A 24890-nucleotide genomic window follows, 5' to 3' on the forward strand; every position below is an offset into this window, starting at 1 on the left:
ATGAAGTTTTTGACCGTAGATAACAGCGCCGAGATTATTGGGGCCCCGTACAAAGGCCGCATGCTGATCAATGGCGAACTGTGTGATGCGCAGAGTGGCGATCAGGCGGAACGCCGTAGCCCGGCTCATGACGTAGTGGTTGGCATCTACCCTAACGCTGCACGTGCTGATGCCGAACGGGCCATTGATGCTGCCCGAGCAGCCTTTGATGAAGGCACCTGGCCAAACATGTCTGCACGTGAGCGGGCCGATGTGTTGCTCAAAGTGGCCGACGGTATTTCTGCCCGAGTGGAAGAGATGGCACTCATCGAATGTCTGGAAACCGGCAAACCGTTGACCCAGGCTCGTGGCGAAGTCAGTGGCTGCGTTGACCTGTGGAAATATGCGGCGTCTCTTGCACGCAACCTTCACGGTGAGAGCTACAACACCTTGGGCGAGTCGCACCTGGGGGTTGTGTTGCGTCAACCGGTCGGCGTGGTATCGATGATCACCCCGTGGAATTTTCCGATCTGGATTCTGAGTCAGAAACTGCCCTTCGCTTTGGCTGCGGGTTGCACCGCTGTGATCAAACCAAGTGAACTCACGAATGGCACTACCCTGATGCTGGGCGAAATCCTCCTTGAAGCGGGCTTGCCAAAAGGCGTCGTAAACATCGTGACTGGCCTTGGCCCTGCCGTGGGTCAGCCGTTGGTCGGCCACCCGAAAGTCGACATGGTCTCGTTCACTGGCTCCACGCGAGTAGGGCGCCTGGTTGCAGCCGAAGCCGGCGCCGCACTGAAAAAAGTTTCCCTGGAACTGGGCGGCAAAAACCCGCAGATCATTTTCCCAGATTGTGATTGGGACGCTGCCGTGGATGCCGTTGTATTTGGCGTCTATTTCAACGCTGGCGAATGCTGCAATAGCGGCAGTCGCATCCTGGTGCACAAAGATATCGCTGAACGCTTTACCCAAGCCGTAATCGAGCGTACCCGCCAGGTTCCGGTGGGTGACCCGCTGCATCCAGACGTGAAGGTCGGCGCAATCATTAGCGAAATGCAAATGGGCGGTATCCAAGCTGCCATTGATGAGGCCAGAGAGGCCGGTGCGACCATCAGCTTGGGTGGCGAACGTCACGGCACGGAACGTGGGCTCTACATTCAACCGACCATCGTCACCGGTGTCACCCCTGACATGACCATTGCCCGGGAAGAGGTCTTTGGCCCTGTTCTGTCGGTATTGACTTTCGAATCGGCAGACGAAGCTATCGCGCTGGCCAACGACACCTGCTACGGCCTCTCGGCTGCAGTGTGGAGCAAAGACATCGATGTCTGCCTGAAGGCTGCTCGGAAAATTGACGCTGGCACCGTATGGGTAAACACCTTCCTCGATGGTTTCGCTGAATTACCTTTCGGTGGCTTCCGTGACTCCGGATTGGGTCGGGAACTGGGCCGTCACGCAGTCGAAGACTACACCGAGCAGAAAACTGTCCAATTGCACATTGGCGAGCGTACGAACTGGTGGTTGCCGAAGTAATTTTCGCGCTCATTTGTATAAAAATTGGAACGTTCCAAATGTTGAGAATGAAGCCATGACAAATAACAACAAAATTACAAAACGCCCAGTAGCATTGGTCACCGGAGGACGTCGCGGTATTGGTGCCGCAATCGTCCTGCGGTTGGCTCGTGACGGTTTTGACGTTGCCTTTACCTGTCGTAATGAAGATGAAGTTGCACAGCAGTTGTGTGCGGAGATTGAAACCTTAGGCGGACGTGGCCTGGCGGTTGCGAGCGAGCTACAAAGTCTTGAGGCACATGCTCAGTTGCTTGAGCGCGTGCAGGTATGGGGCGGTGTAGTTGACTGCCTGGTGAACAATGCTGGGATTGGTTCACCGGTTCGCGGCGATCTGCTGGACATGAAACCGGTAGCCTTTGACCAGGTACTGGAAACCAACTTGCGGGGGACATTTTTCCTGACGCAACAGGTCGCAAAACAGATGATCCAGGCGTCTTCTGAGCAGCCGCGCAGCATCATCAACGTTTCCAGTGTCAGCGTGGAAATGGCGTCACCTGAGCGTGGCGAATACTGTATGTCGAAAGCGGGTCTCGGCATGGCGACAAAGCTTTTCGCTTTACGCCTGGCACCAGAAAACATTGGTGTGTTTGAAGTCCGTCCTGGGGTCATTCGTACCGACATGACAGCCGGCGTCGCCGACAAGTACGAGCAGCGCTTCAAGGACGGTTTGGTACCAATGGGCCGTTGGGGTGAAACCAGTGATATTGCTTCGATAGTCAGCTCTTTGGCTTCCGGGCAGTTCGGTTTCGCGACTGGCTCTGTCATTCATGCCGATGGCGGGCTCGCCATCCCACGCCTGTGAGTGCTGTCATGAGATACGACTTCATCATCGTTGGTGGTGGCTCGGCGGGGTGTGTGCTCGCCAATCGACTCAGCGCAAATCCAAGCAACAAGGTGCTGCTCCTAGAGGCCGGTGGCGGCGATAGCCACCCTCTCTTCAGCATGCCGGCAGGCTTTGCGAAGATGACCAAGGGCAGAGGCTCCTGGGGCTGGTCGACCGTGCCGCAGAAGCACCTGAAGAACCGCGTATTGCGATACACCCAAGCCAAGGTTATCGGTGGCGGGTCTTCTATCAATGCGCAGATCTACACACGGGGTGCGGCGGCGGACTACGACGAGTGGGCGAGCGAATGCGGCGCTGAAGGCTGGGCGTACAAGGACGTTTTGCCTTACTTCAAACGTGCTGAAAATAACCAGCGCTATGCCAATCAGTATCACGGGTATCAAGGGCCATTGGGGGTCTCAAACCCAATCAGCCCTCTGCCGATCTGTGAAGCTTTTTTCCAGGCCGGACAAGAGATGGGGATTCCTTACAACCCGGACTTTAACGGGGCTGCTCAGGATGGGTTGGGCTACTACCAACTCACCCAGTTGAATGCCAAGCGCTCATCTACGTCGGCAGCGTATCTGCGTCCAGCGATGGGGCGATCCAACCTGACAGTCATGCTGGGCGCATTTACTCGGCGCGTGATTATCAAGGACAAGCGTGCCATTGGCGTCGAAGTGGTGCCCAAAGGCGCGAGCGAATCGACGCCTTACTATGCAGACCGCGAAGTCATCGTCAGCAGCGGTGCAATCGGCTCTCCCAAGCTGCTGATGCAATCAGGTATTGGCCCGGCAGACCATTTGAGCGAAGTCGGCATTACGCTTGAACACGCACTCCCAGGTGTCGGCTCCAATCTGCAGGATCACCTCGATCTTTTTGCTATCGCGGAATGCACCGGTAATCACACCTACGACCCCTATGGCAAACCACACATGGCGGCATGGGCGGGGCTCCAATACCTGTTGCTGAAGAAGGGGCCGGTAGCGTCCAGTCTGTTCGAGACCGGTGGCTTCTGGTACGCCGACTCGCAAGCGCGGTCGCCGGATATCCAGTTCCATCTCGGGCTTGGTTCCGGCATTGAGGCTGGCGTCGCTCAGATGAAAAACCCAGGCGTAACGTTGAACTCGGCCTACCTGCGGCCTCGCTCTCGCGGTACGGTGCGTTTGGCGAGTGCCAACCCATCCGATGCACCGCTGATCGACCCTAACTACTTCTCCGATCCTTATGACCGTGAGATGTCCATTAAAGGGTTGCGTCTGGCACGTCAGATTCTTGCGCAGCCGGCGCTCCAGCGCTTTGTGCTGGCAGAGCGCTTGCCAGGCCTGGATGTGTTCAGTGACGAGCAGCTTTTTGAATACGCCTGTGCCAACGCCAAGACCGACCACCACCCAGCCGGTACTTGCCGCATGGGTAACGGTGAAGACGCCGTAGTTTCCACCGAGCTGAAGGTGCATGGCATCGACAGGTTGCGCGTGGTTGATGCGTCGATCATGCCTCGTCTCAACAGCAGCAACACCAATGCTCCGACCATCATGATCGCCGAGAAAGCGGCAGATCTCATTCTTGGCAAAGCCCCCCAATCAGAGGAAAAGTCTCATGAAAATTCTGCTGCCTACGCTTGATGGCCGTGTTGAACGCTACTCGCTGCAAAATGCGGATGCACCTTACGCAACCTTTCAAAAGCGCCCTTTGAGCCGCATTGCTTACGCCGCTGCGCATGTTGTGGTTGATCCTGCCCGTCCAGCCAATCCATGGGACGAAACAGTCGCCATTGACTGGGACAAAACTATGGGCTTTCGAGAGTACCTGTGGAGCCTTGGCTTCAAGGTTGCTGAGGCTATGGACACTGCCCAGCGCGGCATGGGCTTGGGCTGGAAGGATTCTGCCGAGCTGATTCGTCGTAGCGTGACTCACGCCCGGCAAATCGAAGGCGCTGAATTGAGCTGTGGTGTGGGCACAGATCAGTTGGTCGTTACGCCGTCGACAACCATGGATGACGTTCTGGGCGCTTATCGGGAGCAGTTTGAGGTCGTCGATAGTGTCGGCGGCAGCGCCATCCTGATGGCCAGCCGCGCACTCTGTGCAGTAGCCAAGAGTGGGGAGGACTATGAAAAGGTCTATTCAATCCTGCTGGGCGAGGCACGCCAAAAGGTTGTCCTTCATTGGCTGGGCGAGATGTTTGACGCCAACCTGCGCGGTTATTGGGGCAGTACCGATGTACCCACTGCCATGAACACCGTGCTGTCGATCATTGAATCCAACGTCGACAAAGTCGACGGCATTAAGATCTCGCTGCTGGAAGCCGAGTGGGAAGTTGAATTGCGCCGTCGTCTGCCTGAAGGCGTGAAGTTGTATACCGGCGATGACTTCAACTTTGGTGAATTGATTGCTGGCGATGCGACTCACCATTCCCACGCGCTTCTGGGGATTTTCGACCCTATCGCTCCAGTGGCTGCCCATGCCTTGGCAGCTCTGACCGATGGCGACGTGGCCCGCTATCAAGCGCTGATGAACCCGACCGTAGCGCTATCACGCGAGATCTTCAAAGCGCCGACGCGCTATTACAAGGCTGGCGTTGTATTGCTGGCTTGGCTCAATGGTCACCAGGATCACTTCAGCATGTTGGGTGGCATGCAGTCTGCACGCTCCCTATCGCACTACAGCGAGGTCTTCCGCCTTGCGGATCAAGCAGGCGTGCTGATTCAGCCTGAGCTTGCTGTGGAGCGCATGAAGGGACTGGCATCTGTCTGTGGTGGGATAACTGGATAGAGATAGCGGCTTTATTTGATGGTGAGGCTCACCTGTGTGGGTCTCGCTGTGCACCACAACAATAATAAGAGGTTCACCATGAGCACCATGGCTAGCAGTGTTCCAACAACATCCACTGCGGTGGTTAAGAAGAAAGACCTTCATCGGGTCATTATGGCGAGCGTCGCAGGTAGCGCGATGGAGTGGTATGACTTCTCCATCTACGGGACGGCGTCCGCACTGGTTTTTTCGGAGTTGTTTTTTCCAGGAATGGATAAGGCATCTGCACTTTTGGCGATCTTCGCGACTTACGCTGTTGGGTTCGTCGCAAGGCCCTTTGGTGGCCTGTTCTTCGGTAGGGTTGGCGACCGCAAAGGTCGCAAGTTTGTGCTGGTATCCACTGTCCTGTTGATGGGTATTTCGACACTGCTCATCGGCTTGCTGCCGACCTATGCGGACATAGGTGTCTGGGCGACTGGTCTCCTGGTGCTATTACGACTGCTTCAAGGATTTGGTTCTGGAGCTGAGCAAGCGGGCGCCTCGTTGATCGTTGCGGAGTTCGCACCCAAAGAAACACGAGGTTTTTATGCCTCTCTTCCATTTGCCGGGATCATCATCGGGATCCTTATGGCGGCGGGAATGTTCTGGGCCGTTCAGCAACTGCCCCAGGAAGATTTCATGTCCTGGGGCTGGCGCATTCCTTTTCTATTCAGCGTGGTCGTGATCGCAGTCGGCATCGTGATCAGGCTTCAGGTGAAGGAAAGTCCTGTGTTTGAGGAAATCAAACGCAAGAAGCTCGCAAGCAAACAGCCGGTCAAAGACCTCCTGCGCTACTCCCGTAAGAATCTGGTTGTAGCGTGCTGCCTGCGAATTGGAGAAAACGGCACCTCTTACTTGTACCAGGTGTTCGCCCTCAGCTACCTCGCAAAAGTACTAATGGTCGATAAGTCTGTCGGCACGATTGGGCTGATTACAGCCGCAGCATTGTCAGTGTTTACCATTCCGTTCATTGGTTATTTGTCCGACCGTCTGGGCCGTCGGATCATGTATCGCGTCACTTCTCTGATCGCCGCGCTCTGGGCATTTCCAGCGTTCTGGCTGTTCAACTCCATGGACTCAACGTTGATTGTGTTGAGCATGGTTGTAGCCATCAGTCTGGGCGCCTTCGGCATGTATTCCGTGCAGGCCGCTTATTTTCCAGAACTGTTTGATGCCCGATATCGCTATACCGGTATCGCTGTCAGCAAGGAGTTTGCAGCACTAGCATCTGGCGGTATTGCGCCCTTCGTTGCGGCGGCACTCCTGAGTTGGTCTGGTAACCATTATTGGCCCGTAGCGACCTACGTCGTGGTGCTGGCGGGTATCTCGTTTGTTGCAACGTTCTTTGCACCCGAAACACGCGGTTCAGACATAAATGTTTGATCCTTGGGTAGGCAACACCATCCAGTAACACGAGGCTCGTATGAACGTTCAACTTGAAATATCGGTGCAGGCAACTGCACCGTCGGCGACCAAAATCGTCTTCATTTTAGTGACCAGCCTGTTTTTTATGTGGGGCCTTTCACACGGTTTGTTGGATGTGCTGAACAAGCATTTCCAGGATTCTCTGCATGTCAGCAAGGCGCAGTCAGGTTTCATTCAGGCTGCTTACTTCGGCGCTTACTTCATTGTGGCGTTACCCGTCGGTGCGTTCATGAATCGATGCGGTTACAAAGCGGGGATTCTGGTTGGCCTGGCACTTTTCGCCTTGGGCGCATTGCTATTCATCCCGGCAACCCAGATGGGTACCTTTGCTGCATTCGTGGGTGCACTGTTCGTTCTGGCCTGTGGACTGGGTTGTCTGGAAACGGCGGCGAACCTATACGCTTCGGTGTTAGGTGCCCCTGAAACTGCAGAGCGACGGCTCAACTTTGCCCAATCATTCAACGGTCTTGGTGTGTTTGTAGGGCCGCTGATTGGTGGGTCGCTGTTCTTTGCCCCACCAGTTACTCTTGTTGGCTTCTCGTTCGATCCGGTGATGCTGACGTATGCCTGTCTCGGTTTCGTCGTCATTCTGATGATGGGGGTATTCGCCGTTACTCCACTGCCTGAAATACAAGTGCAACGCTCTGACTCCGATAAGGCTGGTATTACTCGCTCCCTTTGGTCGTATCGAAACTTTACCGGGGCACTGGTTGCGCAGTTTTTCTACATCGCAGCACAGGTCGGCGTTGGAGCGTTTTTCATCAACTATGCCATGGAGCACTGGAACGGTATGACGACGCAAAAAGCGTCCTACCTGCTTTCCATAGCAATGCTCAGCTTCATGGTCGGTCGATTCATCAGCACCTGGTTGATGCGCTATCTGCCCGCAGCGGCGATGTTGATCGGGTATGGATGCATCAATGCTGTCTTGTGCGCTGTTGCCGTCGCTGGCATTGAGGAATTCTCCGTCTACGCGTTGATTGGAGTGTTTTTTTTCATGTCCATCATGTACCCCAGCATTTTTGCAATGGGTGTCAAAAACCTGGGTGGGCACACCAAGAAAGCAGGGTCATTTTTGGTGATGACCCTTGTTGGTGGTGCCATTGCTCCTTACTGCATGGGAACAATCGCAGATTCATACGGCACTTCTCTGGCATTTTTTGTTCCTCTGTTGTGCTTTCTTGTTGTAGCGGCCTATGGCATCAAACAGCGAGGCCGAGCCTGAAAAATTGCAGATGATTGTCCATGCTGCAGCCCTCGTGCTGACGATTTTGGATGTGGCGTTAGCTCTCCGCGGTCACTTTTCACCGTCATTGCCTGAATCTTTTCCACGCTAATTGATTCTGGCAATGCGGTGTTTTTTCGACAGCACGTGCATCGTTGTGAGTGAGAAAGCCGTTGGTCGAGCACTAGCACTGGCTCGATCGTTCTGGAAACACAGATAAAAACGCCAGAATCGTATTGTTCAACGCTAGTAAAGAGACTGCTGTAAACCCTGTTGCAGTGTTTTCATTCGTGTATGAAAAAACAAGAATTCAGGTGTGTCATGAGCAAGTATCAAGCTTTCGAAAGTGCTGCCCTTCCCGAAAATTACAAAGACAGCATCGTCAAAATGAAAAAGGCGTTGCGCGCGCAGATAGGCGATGTGGAATCCCTTTTTGCCGAGGTCAGCGAATTCATTGCGGCCGAAATCGCATCGCTCAAAGAGCAGCAGGCTCTGACCGGCTCGGGGTGGCCTGTTCTCGAATTCGACGCCATAGCCAGAGGAAAAGTGACGCCGGCGCAATTAGCGGAAATCAAACGTCGCGGTTGCCTGGTCATTAGAAACCACTTCCCTAAAGAGCAAGTCTTGGCGTGGGACAAGAACCTATTGGAGTATCTCGATAGGAACGATTTTGACAGGATCTATCGTGGGCCTGTCGATCAGTTTTTTGGAAACCTTGACGCTTCGCGGCCTGAGATTTTTCCGATTTATTGGTCGAACTCACAGATGCAACTGCGTCAGGATGAGCGCATGGGCGCAGCGCAATCATTTCTGAATCGGCTATGGAAAATTCATTCCCATGGTCAGGACTGGTTCAACCCGGATGTCAACGCGCTTTACCCTGACCGCGTGCGCCGCCGTCCACCAGGTACCACTTCTAAAGGGCTAGGGCCACACACAGACTCCGGTGCTTTGGAGCGATGGCTGCATCCTGCCTATTTGAAGGTGTTCGACAAAATCTACAACAATGATTTCAAGTCTTACGACCCTTGGGATGCGGCGCATCGCACGGAGGTCGATGAGTATGCTTACAAAGACACAGTGAAGTGCTCAGCGTTTAGAACCTTTCAAGGATGGACTGCATTGTCCGACATGAAAGCCGATCAAGGAGTGCTGCATACATTGCCTATCCCCAAAGCTATGGCCTACATGCTTCTGCGTCCGCTGCTCAGTGACGTTCCAGAAGATGAATTGTGTGGTGTTGCCCCGGGCAAGGTACTTCCGGTTTCGCAAAAATGGCATCCGCTTTTGGTTCAAGGGATGACACCCATTCCCAACGTGCATGCAGGAGACTCAGTTTGGTGGCACTGCGATGTTATCCATAGTGTCGCCCCTGTTGAGAACCAAGAGGGCTGGGGCAACGTAATGTACGTGCCGGCTGCTCCGATGTGCCCAAAAAATATCAAATATGCAAAGGATGTATGCAGAGCTTTTGAGGCAGGCGAGTCGCCGGATGATTTTCCGCCAGAACACTACGAAACGGCATGGAAAGACCGATTCAAGTTGGAGCAGTTGAATGCCATCGGTCGTAACGGGTTAGGTATCTCCTGATAGCAAGCTGCTGTCCTTGTTGTATTGCTCAATTGCTGGATGAACTCCTCACACGGCAAGCGCGACGTTTGCCCGTTATAACAACAAAAAAAGGTACAAAGATGAACGCGATTAATCGCCTCGCCACTGTCATTTCCTTGGCCACTTTTTTTCCTCTCGTTGTGCATGCTGCTGATAGCAAGGGCACTGTCGAAGTCGTTCACTGGTGGACATCAGCGGGGGAAGCCAAATCTGTGAACGCGCTTAAACAGATTGTCGAGAAGGATGGCTTTACTTGGCAAGACAGCGCTGTGGCGGGTGGTGGAGGTGCTGCTGCCATGACGGTGCTCAAAACCCGCGCCATCTCCGGTAACCCACCTTCTGCCGCACAGATAAAAGGGCCGGATATCCAGGAGTGGGGCAAGTTGGACTTATTAATCAGCGTCGATGACGTGGCCAAGGCAAACAATTGGGACAGTCTGCTGCCTCAGACCGTTGCCGACATCATGAAATACGATGGCCTCTATGTGGCGGTACCGGTGAACATCCATCGCATCAACTGGTTGTGGATCAACCCTGAGGTGCTCAAGAAAGCTGGCATCGCTAAAGCCCCGACAACCTTGGAAGAGCTCTATGCTGCTGGCGACAAGCTTAAGGCTGCTGGCTTTGTTGCAATTGCTCACGGTGGTCAACCATGGCAAGACACCACGGTATTTGAAGATCTGGTTCTAAGCATCATGGGAGCAGACGGCTACAAGAAGGCCTTTATTGATAATGATGAAAAAGCACTTACCGGTTCGAAAATGACCGAGGTATTTGCCGCTCTTCGTAAGCTGCAGTCTTACATGGATTCTGATGGAACCGGTCAGGACTGGAACCTGGAAGCGGCAAAGGTCATCAATGGCAAGGCAGGCATGCAAATCATGGGGGACTGGGTCAAAAGCGAGTGGACGGCGGCCGGTAAGAATGCCGGTACGGATTACGAGTGTGTACCTTTCCCAGGTTCGCAAGGGAGCTATACCTACACGATTGATTCACTGGTCATGTTCAAATTGTCCAAGAAGAAGGATACGCCCGGCAACAATGCGGCGCGCGACGACTTGGCCAAGGTCGCTCTGGAACCGGAATTCCAGTACGTCTTCAATCAGAACAAAGGCTCAATACCGGTTATCAAGGGCCTGGACATGAGCAAGTTTGATAGCTGTGCTCAAGCTTCCGCCAAAGATTTCGCCGAAGCCGAAGAGGCTGGTACGTTGGAACCAAGTATGGCGTTCAACATGTCCACTTCCCAGGCAGTGCAGGGGGCAATCTTCGATGTGGTCAGCAATTTCATGAGCGACAAGAGTGCCGACCCGAGCAAAGCTGGCAAGCAGATGTATTCGGCCATCAAAGCCGCTGCTCAGTAGCGTTTAGCTCATTGCATTGGAGACCTGCCAATTACGCGGTAGCCCCTTGGATGATCTGAGGGGATTCCAGTTGCTAGAATACTGCTGCCTTAGGTTTCGCGTCCCGACCATCTTCGGTTTGAGTTGAGATTTCACAGAGGGCTCGTGGACTTCAATCGGACCAAAACTATCCCGTTCAAGACGTTCCGAAGGTGTTCAAGATTAAGCGTAAGCGTCGACAGCTGAGGATTGCAGCAAGTAGGTACCGCTACGCTGACGCTTCTATTGAGTGCGATATCTAGGCAACCTCGCACATCACTTGTTAATAGTGATCGATAACCAAAATCGATAGCTGCTTAAAGGTTTCCGAGCGGCGAATCAGCCCCCGCGGTTTTAGAATGGCGTCCGTCTCCCACATGCTCTGCTTCGGACTTTTCATTGGATTTCATGCTGGTATCTTCACGCTTCGCGTTTGCTCGGTATCTCACGGCCGCAGTCGTTTCACTTGGCCTGTTGTGCCATGTCGCGACAGCGGCAGAGCGGACTTTGGATTGCACCTATGGGATGCTCAGAATCAACGGCGTGCCCAAGCGAGCGGTAAGACTGGGGGAAACTGCGCTCGACGCCAGTTTGACGCTGGATACTCATCCCCTGGGAGCGTTGGCGGCTCGGGGCGGTAGCCAGGTGCCGGAGTATCTTCAGGAAAAGGCAGGGAACATTTATCCAGGCAACTCTTTGACCAGCTCAGCCTTATTGCACCGACGGTGATTCCGAAAGTGGGCAGCCTGGATGACTGGCGAGCCTCGTTTGGCCTTTATGCGCTTGCGCTGGACAAGCAAGCCCTGGCCGAGGAGAGTCTGAAAGATTTCGACCATCAAGTTGCGAATCTACGCCAGAGCTTCGCGACTGAAGCAACCTGCAGACCTTATTCATCATCGGCTACTGCACGAGGATGATGGATCGCAATGGCACTACAAGCTGCCAGAGACGGATTTGGGGTGGCACTGAGCGACGAAATCAACTCATCGCGGGATCTGCGTGAGGGGACACTTGTGCAACCTTTCCCACTCAAGGTTCCAGCGGAGATGGATTACTTTTGCATTTTTAATGAAGAGCGCAGTGCTGCTCCCGAGGTGAAGTTGTTCGTTGATTGGATTGTCAAACAAGCCGGAAGCGTCTGAGAGTATTCACTCGATTGTTATTGCAGGCATGACGGCATCTGATTCAAAGGCATACAAGGCAACAAGCCCGTTACCGCAATACAGATTTCACTATGCTTGCATCCCCTGCGCCCTGCAAAAAGGTCGACTGAGTTCAGTCGACCAAAGGGGAGCTTGGACTAAAGGTCCAACGGTTAATTGTTGCTAGGAAATGCGAACTGAGCCGCTTCGTGACTCTTGCGCTTGGTCCAGCGCTGAGTGATGGATTTGCGCTTGGTATAGAAGCGCACGCAATCCGGACCGTAGGCATGCAGGTCGCCGAACAGCGATCGCTTCCAGCCACCAAAACTATGATAGGCCACCGGCACCGGTAACGGCACGTTGACACCGACCATACCCACCTCAATCTCGTCGCAGAACAGTCGCGCCGCTTCTCCGTCACGGGTGAAGATGCAGGTACCGTTGCCGTACTCGTGGGCGTTGATAAGCGCCATCGCTTCTTCAAGGCACTCGACTCTGATGAGGCAAAGTACAGGGCCGAAGATTTCTTCCTGGTAGATCGTCATCCATGGCGTGACATGATCGAAGATCGTGCCGCCGAGGAAGAATCCCGCCTCATTGCCAGGGACCTTCAGTTCGCGCCCATCCACCAGCAGTTTGGCTCCCTGTTCGACGCCAGTGGCAATGTAGCCCTCGACCTTGTCCCGCGCCATCGCGGTGACCAGTGGCCCCATGTCCAGACCAACAGAAGTACCAGCACCGATCTTCAGCGCGCGGATTTTTGGCAGCAGTTTTTCGATCAGGTTGTCGGCGACCTGATCACCCACAGCAACCACCACGGAGATCGCCATACACCGTTCGCCGCAGGAGCCGTAAGCGGCGCCCATCAGTGCGTTCACGGTGTTGTCGAGGTCCGCATCCGGTAACACCACGGCATGATTTTTCGCACCGCCGAGGGCCTGTACTCGTTTGCCACGCTTGGTGCCTTCGCTGTAGATGTACTCGGCAATCGGGGTGGAACCGACGAAACTCAGGGCTTTGACTTCCGGCGCTTCGATCAGTGCGTCAACGGCCTGTTTGTCGCCTTGGACGACGTTCAGTACGCCCTTGGGCAAGCCCGCTTCATTGAGCAACTCAGCTATATACAGGGTGGCGCTGGGAGTACGCTCGGAGGGTTTGAGGATAAAACAATTGCCGCAGACGATCGCCAGTGGGTACATCCAGAGAGGCACCATCGCAGGAAAGTTGAAAGGGGTGATCCCGGCCACCACGCCAATCGGTTGGAAGTCGCTCCAGGCGTCGATGTCGGGACCGACGTTGCGGTTGTACTCTCCCTTTAGCAACTCCGGTGCCGCACAGGCAAACTCGACGTTTTCTATGCCTCGCTTGAGTTCGCCTGTGGCGTCTTCAAGGGTCTTGCCGTGTTCTTCACTGATCAGATGGGCGATGACCGTCTCGTGTTTCTCCAACAGTTGCTTGAAACGGAACATGATCTGGGCGCGCTTGGACGGCGGAGTTTTGCGCCATGCCGGGTAGGCTGCGCTGGCAGCATCGATTGCCAGACGCAGTACATCGGCATCCGCCAGACCAACCTGGGCGATGATTTCTCCGGTGGAGGGGTTATAGACATCAGCGCTTCGCCCGGCACTGACCATATGAGTATCGTTGATCAGGTGAGGAATTCTTTTCGTCATGGTTGCTCCAAAGAACGGGGGACAAACCCGGTCTCAAATGATGATTGGTAAAAAAAACTCAGTCCTTGAGCGCCGCCTGGATTGCGATCTCTACAAGGATGTCCTCGCCGGCCATATTGGCTTCGACGGTGGCGCGACAAGGTAATGAATGCTGTGGCGCCCAGGCACGCCAGGCCCTGTTCATTTCCTCGAAATCCGTGACGGCGTGTTTGAGCCATACCTGGGCGAAGAGTATGTGGGACTTGTCAGAGCCGGCATCGGCCAACAAGGCATCCAGGCGAGCCAATACTTGTTGAGTCTGACCATGAACATTTTGGCTGCAGTCGTCTGCTACCTGGCCGGTTACATAGACCACACCGTTGTATATGGATGCATGACTTAGTAGCCCGGCGTAGGGCTGGATTCGTTTGATTGTTGTCATGAAACAGTCTCTGCGGAATTGATAGTGCTGATATGTGCGTTTTGATGAACGCGCCGCAGGAAATCCTGGGTTCGCGGATGTTGCGGGGTCTCAAGTAGCTGGGCTGCCGGCCCGCACTCGGCGATGACGCCGTCGTAGAGAAAGCAGACCTTGTCCGCGACTTCTCGGGCGAAGCCCATTTCATGGGTGACCACGACCATGGTCATCCCTTCATTCGCCAGTTCTCGCATGACACCAAGCACTTCTCCGACCAACTCCGGGTCGAGCGCGGAGGTGGGCTCGTCAAACAGTAATGCTGCAGGTCGCATCGCCAAGGCTCGCGCAATTGCCACACGCTGCTGCTGGCCGCCCGAAAGCTGTTGTGGCTTGCAGTCTCGTTTGCTCTGCAGACCGACCTTGGTCAACAGCTCCATGGCATAGTCGATAGCCGCCGCTTTGCTCTCGCGACGCACCTGTACGGAGCCTTCTATGACGTTTTCCAGCACGGTGCGATGGGGGAATAGATTGAAACGCTGGAACACCATTCCGACTTTGGCGCGTAGCTCATGTATGTCCTTGCTTGTTGCATCGACGCGCCGACTTTCAATGTGAATATCTCCACTGCTGTAAGTCTCCAGCGCATTAATGCAACGAAGAAGAGTCGACTTGCCGGAGCCTGATGGCCCGATGAGGCAAACCACTTCGCCGCAGGCTACTTCAAGGCTGACGCCTTTGAGCACCTCGAGGCTACCGTAGTGTTTTCGCACATTAGATAATTTGATCATTGATATCTCTCCCCTTAACCGCGCATGCGCCGTTCCAGCCAACTGACCAGGAACAGCAGAGGCAGACTCATTGCGAGGTAAAGCAAGGCGGTCAGGGTATAGACCGTCATATTTTGGAACGTTGAAGAGGCAATCAACTGGCCGGCATGAGTCATCTCAGCCACCGTGATGGTTGATACCAGCGACGAATCCTTGAGGATCATGGTGAAGGTGTTGGCGTATGGCGGCAGACTGATGCGTAGAGCTTGCGGCAGCAAGACACGACGCATGGTCATACCGGATTTCATGCCGATAGCCTTGGCCGCTTCGACCTGTCCCTGATCAACCGCCTGAATGCCTGCACGGAAAATTTCCGCTTGGTAGCCCGCATAGCCGACCCCAAGGCCGAGCACGCCGGCCTCGAAGGCGGTGAGATCTATGCCCAACTCCGGCAGGACGAAGTACATGTAGAACAGCACGATCAGGATTGGCAGCCCCCGGATGATGTTGATCATCGCGCCTGCCGGATAGGAAAGCACCCGGTTGGGGGAAAGCTTCAGTAGCGCCAGAACGAGTCCCAAACCGCTGCTGACGATGAGAGCGAGTAGTGAAACTTTCACCGTCACCACTGATGCCGCCAGCAAAAGTGGAAGGAACTGATAAACGTTATCCATCATGACTAGACGATCTCTTCAAAGCGTTAAAGGAGCCTTCAACTCAAGAGGCCCAATCACTCGAGCGACCACTTCTTCAACAGTGCGTTAAGACGTCCATCCTTCTTGAGCGCATCGAGACCGTCGTCGAGTTTCTTCAACACCTCGCCGTTGCCATTTTTGACGGAGAAACCAATGCTGCCAGACATTTGCGCAGTGTAATCGGGCGCCAACTTCAACTTGGTATTCACGTCCTTTTTCAATTGGAAAGCTAGAATCGGAGCATCCCACAGACCAACATCCGCACGCCCCAGAGCCACATCGCGCATCAGGTCCGCTGATGAACCATAGGTTTTGATTTCCTTGATGTCGCCACGCTTTTGCAGGATTTCGATGAAGGTGGTGCCGGTTTCGACGCCGACGACCTTGCCCTTCAGATCATCAAGGCTTCGGTAGTCAGTTTTATCGCCAGCCTTCTGTAAAAGTCCCTCACCGTAGGTGTAGATGGGGTGGGTAAAGTCGACGATTTTTTGTCTTTCTTCAGTGATGTACATGGGGGCTGCGATGATCTGGATCTTGCCTGCGCCGATGGCAGGAATCAGCGAATCGAAGCGACTGGGCACCAGCTCAAAAGTGAAGTTCTGTTCGTCTGCCAGAGCCTGCATGAGATCCGGAATGAAGCCTTGAATTTTTTCCGATCCCAGATCAAGGAAGGTGAATGGCATGCCCGACGTGGTGGTGCCGACCTTGTAGGTTTGTGCCTGGACGCTGCTGGCGAAGGCCAGCGACCCAGCAAGCACCAGCGCTGCGATTGGGCGCAAGAACCTGGCGATGCCGATTGCGGATTTCTCGAACTGTGGTGTGGTGAATGTGCATTGCATGGACATGATCAACTCCTTTCATTATTGGTATTGGACTGAACGGTTCGCGGTCGGCACGCAAGTGCGTTCCGACGTAACGAAGTGTTCTAGGCAGTTGGCAAGTGTTGTGACGTGTTGCTTGTAAGACCATTTCTTGTAGGTGATTCAGCTTCCTTCAGCGCATCAGGCGCTCGAGGCTCGTGGCAATTTTGCTGGCCAGCGTCCTGCGCCAAGGTGTCGTGTAAGGATCTGCCAACACGCGATCTTCATTGGCGAATGCCGACATGATTCCTTTGTAGGCAATCCAGCGGCAGGGCTCTGGTTCCCAGGTCGCCAGTGTGCTCAGCGATTTCTCCCGCAACACCCATGGCTGCTCGACGCGGCATGTCTCGCGCTCAAGGATGAGGTCGGCCAGGGTTTGGCCTGCCAGATGCGTGGCGCCTACACCCTCGCCACCGAATCCACCGGCGAGAGCGATGCCCTGCTGTTTGTCGCACAGCATGTGTGGACGAAAGCGTCTGGCCATCCCCAGATTTCCGCCCCAGGCATGGCTCAGGCGCACGCCACGCAGTGCTGGGAACAGAGATTCCATGAGCATGCGACGTAGACCTATTTCATTCTCGGTCAGTTGGAAGTCAGAACGCAGACGCCCCCCAAATCGATAACCGCCTCGTGCTCCAAACACCAGGCGATCATCAAGGGTTCTCTGGGCGTAGGTCACCTGGCGACTGTGCTCGGACAAGGCCTGGCCTTGATTGAGACCGATCCGCGCCCAGAGTTCTGCCGGTAGGGGCTCGGTGGCGACGAGCATGCTTTGAACAGGGATCTGGATCTTCCTGAGCGAAGCGAAATCCGCGGCGTAACCCTCTACGGCGGGCACCACCCACTGAGCACGGACGCATGCCTTGTCGGTGCGGACTTCGCGTTTGCACCAGCTCTTTACCGGGCTGTGGTCATGGATGGTCACGCCCAGGCGTTCGACTGCGTCAGCAAGACCGCGGACCAGTCGGGCAGGGCTGATAGTGGCGCAATGCGGCGAATAGATCGCTCCATAGGCGCCGGGAATACGAACGTGGTCTGCCAGTTGTTGCGAATTCAACCACTGGTAATCGTTTTCATCGTGTCCTTCTGCGTACAGCGCCTGCAGCTCATGGCGCAGGCGAGTCGCCTGTTCCGGGTAGCGCGCCGCGCAGTTTAGAACCCCCGCCTTGCGGTAGTGACAATCGATGCCTTCTCGAAGCAGAACTGCGTGGACGTCGTCCGGAATGGCGTGTAGCAGTTGATAAGCCACTTTACGGCGTTCGGGGCTAAGGCTGCTCAGTGCACGTGACTCACCGAGCATGCCACCCATCAGCCAGCCGCCGTTTCGACCAGAGGCGCCGAAACCGCTGGTCTGCGCCTCGAGGATAACGATGTTTAGTTGGGGAGCCTGCTGCTTGAGGTAATAGGCAGTCCACAAACCGGTGAAGCCGGCGCCTATGATGGCGACATCCACATCGCGATCCCGATCCAGGCATGGACGAGCGATGACCTTATGGTCGAGCTCATCCATCCAGAGACTGATGTGTTTCAAAGTCTTCATGTGCGACTCCTAATCAACGTGCATGACGGAGGTTAGGAGGAGTGGCAGTCCGGTGTCTTTCTTCCGTGCACGTCAGGAATTTTTACTGACCAGCTGCCTCACATAGGCTTTGGGCGACATTGCTGTGCACTCGCGAAAGCAGCGGTAGAACACCGACAGAGAGTTGAATCCGGCCATAAAAGCAAGATCGTCAGGGCGCAGATCAGGGTTCTCCTTCAGCCGCTCAAGCAGCCAGGCAATGCGTGCCTGGCTAAGATACTGATAGAAGCTTTGCCCTAGCACCTGATTCAGCAGGTGGGACATCTGGTTGCGTGTGTAACCAATTAAATCGGCCAGCCGAGTCAGGTCGAAGTCGGGTTCCAAGTACGTCGTACGGGTGCTAAAGAACTGCTCCAGGTCCAGCAGCATGACGCTTAATTGCTGCTTTGACAGGCCCAGACGTTGCACCTTGCCTTGGCTCTCCAACGGCACGTCACGAACCATGGTGGCATATTCGTGGACACGCCAGATGAGGTCGTCCTTGACAGTGACAGCCTCGCTTGCGCGAAACGAGGCCAACCGGCTACTTCGCCTGAGAGAAAGGCGTGAACAGTACTGGATGAAGGCGGTGTCCCCGTCCACACGTATTTGATCGATATGCTCTATATGCTGCTCGGCACTTCTAGGCATTCCGGTTCGGACGTAATCTTGCATATCGGCATAGGAGAGCCGCAGATTGTTGAAGAAGTCATAGTATTCGAGCTCCGGGTGATACAGCTGCAGGATGCTCTCGAGGTCACGTTCGATCCAAGCTTTGTGATAACGAGTGACCACCTCCCGGGTACGGCGGGTGATGAGATCCAATTGATACCTCCACGTGCTGAAGACCATGACAGTCACTGAAACAGGAAGTGTTTTTGCTGAAGTTGCACGTGGTCTGTTGCGGTAACTTGACGCGAGGCTGATGCAAGTTGCTCGGGAGAACAGACTTCGACAATTGTCGATACAGGTGCTGTGGACTTCAGCATGTACTTCGCCACCGCTGAAGAGTGGTGACGGTTTCAGGTTACAGCGCCCCCAGATCTTTCTGCAAATGTCGCGACGACGCTTTGCAGCGTTTGGCTGTGACACTGATTCACCACGCCATGCCATGCGCATGAAGGCAGTCAGCAGTGCTTTCCCTGCAAGAGTTCAGTCCTGGATAAAGCGTTTTTTGTGAAGGTAGCAGTGGTGTTGGGAAGGAAAGTTTGATGATGTCGGATGTTTGGCATCGGGGTTCGACTACACCCTTGAAACGAGGAGCCACTGGCCGGCTCCTCGTGGATGAAACCGCGAGTGTTACTGAGCTTCGCGGGTGGCTTGGCCATTGACCAGGCGAGAGATGCCCAAAGGGTTGGCAGCTTTCAAGACCTCGGGCAACAGGCTGTCGGGGTAGTTCTGGAAGCACACCGGGCGCAGGAAACGATCGATCGCCAGGGTGCCCACCGACGTTCCGCGCGCATCCGAAGTCGCCGGGTACGGCCCGCCATGGACCATCGAATCGCAGACTTCCACGCCCGTCGGATAACCGTTGAGCAGGATCCGTCCGACCTTCTGTTCCAACAATGCCGTCAGCTCGCCGAACTGCTCGAAATCCGCCGGTTCGCCGATGATGGTCGCCGTCAACTGCCCGTGCAGCGCGTTCAACGCAGCACTGAGTTGTGCCTGGTCAGCGACTTCGACGAACACGGTGGTCGGGCCGAAGACTTCTTCCTGCAAGACTTCATCGCCGTCGAGCAACAGACTGACGTCGGCCTTGAACAGCTGCGGCTGGGCCTGATTGCCTTGCTGCGGACTGCCGGCGAGGTGCTCGATGCCCGGATGAGCGAGCAGCTTTTGCAGACCCTTGCCATAGCTACTCAAGGTGCCAGCATTGAGCATGGTTTGCGCTGGCTGATCACCCATAAGTCCAGCCACCTGCTGCACGAACGCGCTGAACTGCGGCGAGCGAATACCGATCACCAAGCCTGGGTTGGTGCAGAACTGGCCACAGCCTTGTACCACCGACGCGGTCAGGTCACGGGCCACGCTTTCGGCGCGCACTGCCAGGGCCTGGGGCAACAGGATCACCGGGTTGATGCTCGACATTTCGGCAAACACCGGAATTGGCTGAGGACGGGCAGCGGCCATGTCACACAGCGCTCGACCACCCTTGAGCGAACCGGTAAAGCCCACCGCCTGGATTGCCGGGTGCTTGACCAGCGCCTCACCGACACCGCCGCCGTAGATCATGTTGAACACCCCGGCCGGCATCGCGGTTTTTTCCGCGGCGCGGATGATCGCGTCGGCCACCAGTTCGGCCGTGGCCATGTGCCCGCTGTGGGCCTTGAACACCACCGGGCACCCGGCGGCCAGCGCCGAGGCGGTATCGCCGCCGGCGGTGGAAAACGCCAGGGGAAAGTTGCTCGCACCAAACACCGCGACCGGCCCGAGGCCGATGCGGTACTGACGCAGGTCAGGACGCGGCAAGGGCTTGCGCTCCGGCAAGGCCAGATCGATCCGCGCACCGTAGAAATCACCACGTCGCAGCACCTTGGCGAACAGGCGCATCTGGCCGCTGGTGCGACCGCGCTCGCCTTGAATCCGTGCCGCTGGCAGCGCGGTTTCGCGGCAGACCAGGGCGACGAACTCATCGCCCAGGGCGTCGAGTTCGTCGGCAATCCCATCGAGAAATTGCGCCCGGCGTTCCGCACTCAGGCTGCGATAGGCCGGGTAAGCGGCGGCGGCAGCCTTGGCCGCAGCATCGACTTCTTCCGGAGTGGCCTGGTAAAAATCGTGAGGCAGCGCTTCGCCCGTGCTGGCATCAACGCTGTTGACGATGATATTGCCGGCAGCACTACGCTGACCGGCGATGTAGTTGTGGCCGATGATCAATGGCATTTCTGACTCCAGAAAAGAATGTTCGAATCCCCTTTGCGGGGATTTCAGGGCAATGGGGGGCGAAGAGCAGGGGTTCAGGTGACTGCGCCGATCTGCCAGGGCACGAATTCGTTCTGCCCGTAACCGTGCTGCTCGCTCATGCTGCGTTCGCCCGAAGCGATGCGCAGCATGAGCTTGAAAATCGCCTCACCGCACTCTTCGATGGTCAGGGTGTCTTCGGCAATCTCGCCGCAGTTGATGTCCATGTCTTCGCGCTGGCGGTTCCACAGGGCGCTGTTGGTCGCCAGTTTGATCGACGGCGTGGGCGTGCAGCCGTAGGCCGAACCACGTCCGGTGGTAAAGGCGATCAGGTTGGCGCCACCAGCGACCTGACCCGTGGCCGATACCGGGTCGTAGCCCGGGGTGTCCATGAACACCAGGCCTTTGGCCTTGACCAACTGGGCATATTCATACACCTCAACCAGGTTGCTGGAGCCTGCCTTGGCCACGGCACCCAGGGATTTTTCCAGGATGGTGGTCAAGCCGCCGGCCTTGTTGCCGGCCGAAGGATTGTTGTTCAGCTCTGCCCCCATGCGTTGGCAATACGCCTCCCACCAATGGATCCTGGCGATGAGCTTTTCGCCCACGGCGCGGTTGACGGCTCGACGGGTCAGCAGGTGTTCGGCACCATAAATCTCCGGCGTTTCGGAAAGGATGGCCGTACCGCCACAAGCCACCAGACGGTCCACGGCATTGCCCAGAGCGGGGTTGGCCGTGATGCCGGAATACCCGTCCGAGCCGCCACATTGCAGGCCTATGACCAGATGCCTGGCACTAACCGGTTCACGCTTGACCTGGTTGGCCTCCTCAAGCAATGCCTTGACCTGGGCGATGCCGCTGGCGACTGCCCTGGAAGTGCCGCCGCTGTCCTGGATGCTGAAGGTGCGCAGGGTAGCGCTGCGGCTCAACCCTTGAGTGTTGAGCAACCCGTCGATCTGGTTGGTTTCGCAGCCCAGCCCGATCACCAGCACGGCGGCGAAGTTGGCATGAGTGGCGTAGCCGGCCAACGTCCGGCGCAGCAGGGCCAGGCCTTCGCCGTCGGGGTCCACGGCGCAACCGGCGGAGTGGGTCAGGGCGACCACGCCATCGACATTGGGGTACGCCAGTAGCGCGGCAGGGTTGATGTCCCTGCGGAAGTGGTCGGCAATGGCGCGGGCTACAGTGGCCGAGCAATTGACCGAGGTCAGAATGCCGATGTAGTTGCGCGTCGCCACTCGACCGTCCGCTCGTACGATGCCCATGAACTCCGGTTCGACGTTCAACGGGCTGTTGGATTTCACGTCGACACTAAAGGCGTAGTCACGGGAGAAATCGCCCATGGTCAGGTTGTGCACATGTACGTGTTCACCGGCTTCGATAACCCCGGTGGAAAAACCGATGATCTGTCCGTAACGACGCAAGGGCTGGCCGGCTTCGACTCGGCGTGCGGCGATCTTGTGGCCCGCGGGCACTGGCTGGCGCACGGTCACGCCTTCCTGCTCGAGTACTTCACCCGCCAGCAACGGCCGACGGGCGATCAATACATCGTCCAGAGGATTGAGGCGCAGTACGGCGGCTGCACCGGTTTTCATGATCAATTGCATCGCAAACTCTCTGGCTATGAAGCGTGGGAGGTCGCCGGCGAACGGGCCGCGCCTTACCTTTGTTGCCGCACTATAAGAGCCGCCGCAGGTGGCTGCCTAATGAGACCTTTGGATTGATCGATAACCTTTTTTCATTGGTTCGAGGTTTTTTGAGTTAAACATCGCTCAACGGTCGTCGGCTTCCCGTCGCAGCCGGGCGAATTCCAGCAAGGTATCGGCGAACTCCCGGGCGGCTTCGCTCAGCGGTTCGTCCTTGCGTGTGATGATGCCGTAGTCCTGGGGTTCGACCTTGAACGGCGTGTTGAGCACCTTGAGCAAACCGCTCTGGACCTGGGGCTGGACCATCGACTCGGGCAACATCGCGAGCATGGGGCCCGATTGCAGCAGTTGCAAAAAGGTTGGCATCGAGATGGTCTCGACCGTGTTGGTAGGCGTACGTACGTTGAACTCGGTGAAGGCACTTTCCATCCGTCGCCGTATGGGGGCATTGAAGGGATACATGACCCAGGGCCAATCGCCGAGCTGATCGGTCGCCACTTCATCGAACTGCGCCAGGGGATGGCGACTGTTGACCACCAGGCAAAAGGGCTCGGGCCCAAGCGCACGAAACTCGAAGGGCTGCTGATAACGTTCGTCGGTGAAGCGGGCAATGATCAGGTCGAGCTTTTTATGCTCGAGCATTTCCAGCAGTTGATTGCTGGTTTGCTCTATCACTTCGATGGACAGCATCGGCCGGTCCAGCTTGATCCGGGTGATGGCCTCGGGCAGCACGACCGAGGTCGCAGCGAAAATTGCACCGACTTTCAAATGGCCATGTCCACCCTTGCGCAGCTTGTTCAACTGATCGACGAAAGATTGCGTGTCGTCCAGGGTCATCCGCGCATAGCGAACCACAAACTCGCCGAGCTCGGTCAGGACCATGCTGCGGGTTTGCCGTTCGAACAGGGCAAAGCCGAGCAACAGTTCGATGTCGCGCAACATCTTGCTGATGGCCGGCTGGGTCAGGTTCATCAACTCGGCAGTCGTGTGCATGTTGCGGGTCCGGGCCAGCGTATCGACCAGCACCAGGTGCTTGATTTTCAGCCATTTGCTGACGCTGGCGTAAGAAATCTCGTCGTTTTCCATAGGGCGCTCAAGTCTGGTTGATAACGAAACGATATCAAATGCTGAATATATGTCATTGGGATTTATCAGCAGCGTGCACTAGTTTTGCCCGGTCGTCATCGAATCTGACCTGGATCTGCATATGCCCGAACTGAAATTGACCCCAGACAACACCCTCCCGAGCGATGGACTGCAAGGCACCCTGATCGGTCGTGCCTGGGTCCCGGGAGAGGCCGCCGGACCTTCGCCGGTGGTGCTGCGCGCCGATGGCGTGTTTGATCTGTCCCGGGAATTCCCGACCTTGAGCGACCTGCTGGAGAGCGCCTCGCCGCTTGAGGCCGTTCGCGGCGCTCGCGGTCAATACATTTGCAGTGTCGAGGCATTGCTGGCCAATACGGGAACAGGCTGCGATCCCGACAAGGCTTTTCTGCTGCCTCCGGCTGACCTGCAGGTGATCAAGGCTGCCGGCGTGACCTTCGCCTCCAGCATGATCGAACGGGTGATTGAAGAGCAGGCCGGGGGCGATGCGGTCAAGGCCGAGAGCGTGCGCAGCGTGGTCAAGGCCGCCATCGGTGATAACCTGCGCTCGATCAAGCCGGGCTCGAGCGAAGCCGCCCGGCTAAAGGCCGTTTTGATCGAGCAGGGCCTGTGGTCGCAATACCTGGAAGTGGGGATCGGCCCTGATGCTGAGATCTTCACCAAGGCGCCGGTTCTCGCTTCGGTGGGCAGCGGCAACGAGGTGGGTATTCATCCGCAATCGAGATGGAACAACCCCGAGCCGGAAATCGTCCTCGCCGTGAACAGCCATGGACGGATACTGGGCGCCACCTTGGGCAACGACGTCAATCTGCGTGACTTCGAAGGCCGCAGCGCCTTGTTGCTGAGCAAGGCCAAGGACAACAATGCGTCCTGCGCGATCGGCCCGTTCATTCGCCTGTTCGATGAAGGCTTTTCTCTGGATGATGTGCGCCAGTGCGTGGTCGACCTGGTGGTCGAAGGCGATGACGGTTTCGTCCTGCGCGGTAGCAGTTCGATGGCGCAAATCAGCCGCGACCCACTGGAACTGGTGGCCCAGACCATAGGCGGCAATCACCAGTACCCGGACGGATTCATGCTGTTCCTCGGCACTCTGTTTGCGCCGACTCAGGATCGGGAAGAGCAGGGCAGTGGCTTCACCCACAAGCAGGGCGATAGCGTCAGCATCGGCAGTCCGTTGCTGGGCACCCTGCACAATCGCGTCACCTACAGCAATCAGGCAACGCCATGGACGTACGGCCTGCGCGCATTGATGGGCAACCTGGCGCTTCGCGGCCTGATGGCAGGTAAATCAATCCACTGATTTGTCTGCCGCAGGTTCCTGGCAGTTAGAAGCAGTGGTCGCTGGA

20 protein-coding genes are annotated in these 24890 nt (G+C 56.2%); 10 read left to right on the top strand and 10 right to left on the bottom strand.

Going from position 1 to position 24890, the window contains the following annotated elements:
* The 9 genes from AC3ITY_RS13835 to AC3ITY_RS13875 all read left to right on the top strand — a co-directional run bounded on the left by AC3ITY_RS13835 (nucleotide 1) and on the right by AC3ITY_RS13875 (nucleotide 11949).
* Nucleotides 1–1512, top strand: a complete 1512-nt coding sequence (locus AC3ITY_RS13835; RefSeq protein WP_458369807.1) for an aldehyde dehydrogenase family protein — start codon at nucleotides 1–3, stop codon at nucleotides 1510–1512.
* Nucleotides 1513–1567: 55 nt separating this feature from the next.
* A complete protein-coding gene (locus AC3ITY_RS13840) occupies nucleotides 1568–2353 on the top strand; it encodes a 3-ketoacyl-ACP reductase (protein WP_458369808.1) in 786 nt (261 codons plus the stop codon).
* Between the two features lie 8 nt (nucleotides 2354–2361).
* Nucleotides 2362–3999: a GMC family oxidoreductase gene (locus tag AC3ITY_RS13845; protein ID WP_458369809.1), complete on the top strand. Its 1638-nt coding sequence runs from the start codon at nucleotides 2362–2364 to the stop codon at nucleotides 3997–3999.
* A complete protein-coding gene (locus AC3ITY_RS13850) occupies nucleotides 3974–5146 on the top strand; it encodes a dihydrodipicolinate synthase family protein (protein WP_458369810.1) in 1173 nt (390 codons plus the stop codon). Before AC3ITY_RS13845 ends, AC3ITY_RS13850 begins: the two co-directional genes overlap by 26 nt.
* A 78-nt stretch (nucleotides 5147–5224) precedes the next feature.
* Nucleotides 5225–6547, top strand: a complete 1323-nt coding sequence (locus tag AC3ITY_RS13855; RefSeq protein ID WP_458369811.1) for an MFS transporter — start codon at nucleotides 5225–5227, stop codon at nucleotides 6545–6547.
* 40 nt (nucleotides 6548–6587) lie between these two features.
* On the top strand, nucleotides 6588–7814 hold the full coding sequence (locus tag AC3ITY_RS13860) for a sugar MFS transporter (RefSeq protein ID WP_458369812.1): 1227 nt from the start codon (nucleotides 6588–6590) through the stop codon (nucleotides 7812–7814).
* A 321-nt stretch (nucleotides 7815–8135) separates the two neighbouring features.
* Nucleotides 8136–9404, top strand: coding sequence for a DUF1479 domain-containing protein (locus tag AC3ITY_RS13865; RefSeq protein ID WP_489309917.1), 1269 nt, complete (start codon nucleotides 8136–8138; stop codon nucleotides 9402–9404).
* Between the two features lie 101 nt (nucleotides 9405–9505).
* Nucleotides 9506–10789: an ABC transporter substrate-binding protein gene (locus tag AC3ITY_RS13870; protein WP_458369814.1), complete on the top strand. Its 1284-nt coding sequence runs from the start codon at nucleotides 9506–9508 to the stop codon at nucleotides 10787–10789.
* A gap of 944 nt (nucleotides 10790–11733) precedes the next feature.
* Nucleotides 11734–11949 carry a LysR substrate-binding domain-containing protein gene (locus tag AC3ITY_RS13875; protein ID WP_458369815.1) on the top strand — a complete coding sequence of 72 codons (216 nt, stop codon included), beginning with the start codon at nucleotides 11734–11736 and terminating at the stop codon, nucleotides 11947–11949.
* 173 nt (nucleotides 11950–12122) lie between these two features.
* Here AC3ITY_RS13875 and AC3ITY_RS13880 read toward each other — a convergent pair whose 3' ends face one another.
* The 10 genes from AC3ITY_RS13880 to AC3ITY_RS13925 all read right to left on the bottom strand — a co-directional run bounded on the left by AC3ITY_RS13880 (nucleotide 12123) and on the right by AC3ITY_RS13925 (nucleotide 23526).
* Nucleotides 12123–13622 (bottom strand): CoA-acylating methylmalonate-semialdehyde dehydrogenase, encoded by a 1500-nt coding sequence (locus AC3ITY_RS13880; protein WP_489309919.1) that lies wholly within the window; start codon nucleotides 13620–13622, stop codon nucleotides 12123–12125.
* 58 nt (nucleotides 13623–13680) lie between these two features.
* Nucleotides 13681–14043 carry a RidA family protein gene (locus AC3ITY_RS13885; protein ID WP_458369817.1) on the bottom strand — a complete coding sequence of 121 codons (363 nt, stop codon included), beginning with the start codon at nucleotides 14041–14043 and terminating at the stop codon, nucleotides 13681–13683.
* The gene (locus AC3ITY_RS13890) at nucleotides 14040–14807 is read right to left on the bottom strand and encodes an amino acid ABC transporter ATP-binding protein (protein ID WP_458369818.1); all 768 of its coding nucleotides are present in this window, start codon (nucleotides 14805–14807) and stop codon (nucleotides 14040–14042) included. Before AC3ITY_RS13890 ends, AC3ITY_RS13885 begins: the two co-directional genes overlap by 4 nt.
* 14 nt (nucleotides 14808–14821) lie before the next feature.
* A complete protein-coding gene (locus AC3ITY_RS13895) occupies nucleotides 14822–15463 on the bottom strand; it encodes an amino acid ABC transporter permease (RefSeq protein WP_458369819.1) in 642 nt (213 codons plus the stop codon).
* 53 nt (nucleotides 15464–15516) lie between these two features.
* Entirely contained in the window at nucleotides 15517–16326 is an 810-nt protein-coding gene (locus AC3ITY_RS13900; protein WP_458369820.1) for an ABC transporter substrate-binding protein, read from the bottom strand.
* 148 nt (nucleotides 16327–16474) lie between these two features.
* A complete protein-coding gene (locus tag AC3ITY_RS13905; protein ID WP_458369821.1) occupies nucleotides 16475–17881 on the bottom strand; it encodes an NAD(P)/FAD-dependent oxidoreductase in 1407 nt (468 codons plus the stop codon).
* Between the two features lie 72 nt (nucleotides 17882–17953).
* Nucleotides 17954–18724 (bottom strand): AraC family transcriptional regulator, encoded by a 771-nt coding sequence (locus AC3ITY_RS13910; protein ID WP_458369822.1) that lies wholly within the window; start codon nucleotides 18722–18724, stop codon nucleotides 17954–17956.
* A gap of 474 nt (nucleotides 18725–19198) precedes the next feature.
* Nucleotides 19199–20779 carry an aldehyde dehydrogenase (NADP(+)) gene (locus tag AC3ITY_RS13915; RefSeq protein ID WP_489309925.1) on the bottom strand — a complete coding sequence of 527 codons (1581 nt, stop codon included), beginning with the start codon at nucleotides 20777–20779 and terminating at the stop codon, nucleotides 19199–19201.
* Nucleotides 20780–20853: 74 nt separating this feature from the next.
* A complete protein-coding gene (locus AC3ITY_RS13920) occupies nucleotides 20854–22401 on the bottom strand; it encodes a UxaA family hydrolase (protein WP_489309927.1) in 1548 nt (515 codons plus the stop codon).
* 165 nt (nucleotides 22402–22566) lie between these two features.
* Complete coding sequence (locus AC3ITY_RS13925; protein WP_223533476.1) at nucleotides 22567–23526, bottom strand: LysR family transcriptional regulator; 960 nt, start codon at nucleotides 23524–23526, stop codon at nucleotides 22567–22569.
* Between the two features lie 121 nt (nucleotides 23527–23647).
* Between AC3ITY_RS13925 and AC3ITY_RS13930 the strand changes: the two genes are divergently transcribed.
* On the top strand, nucleotides 23648–24844 hold the full coding sequence (locus tag AC3ITY_RS13930) for a fumarylacetoacetate hydrolase family protein (protein WP_489309930.1): 1197 nt from the start codon (nucleotides 23648–23650) through the stop codon (nucleotides 24842–24844).
* The last annotated feature ends 46 nt before the right edge of the window (nucleotides 24845–24890 follow it).

Source organism: Pseudomonas sp. GL_091 (assembly GCF_057837725.1).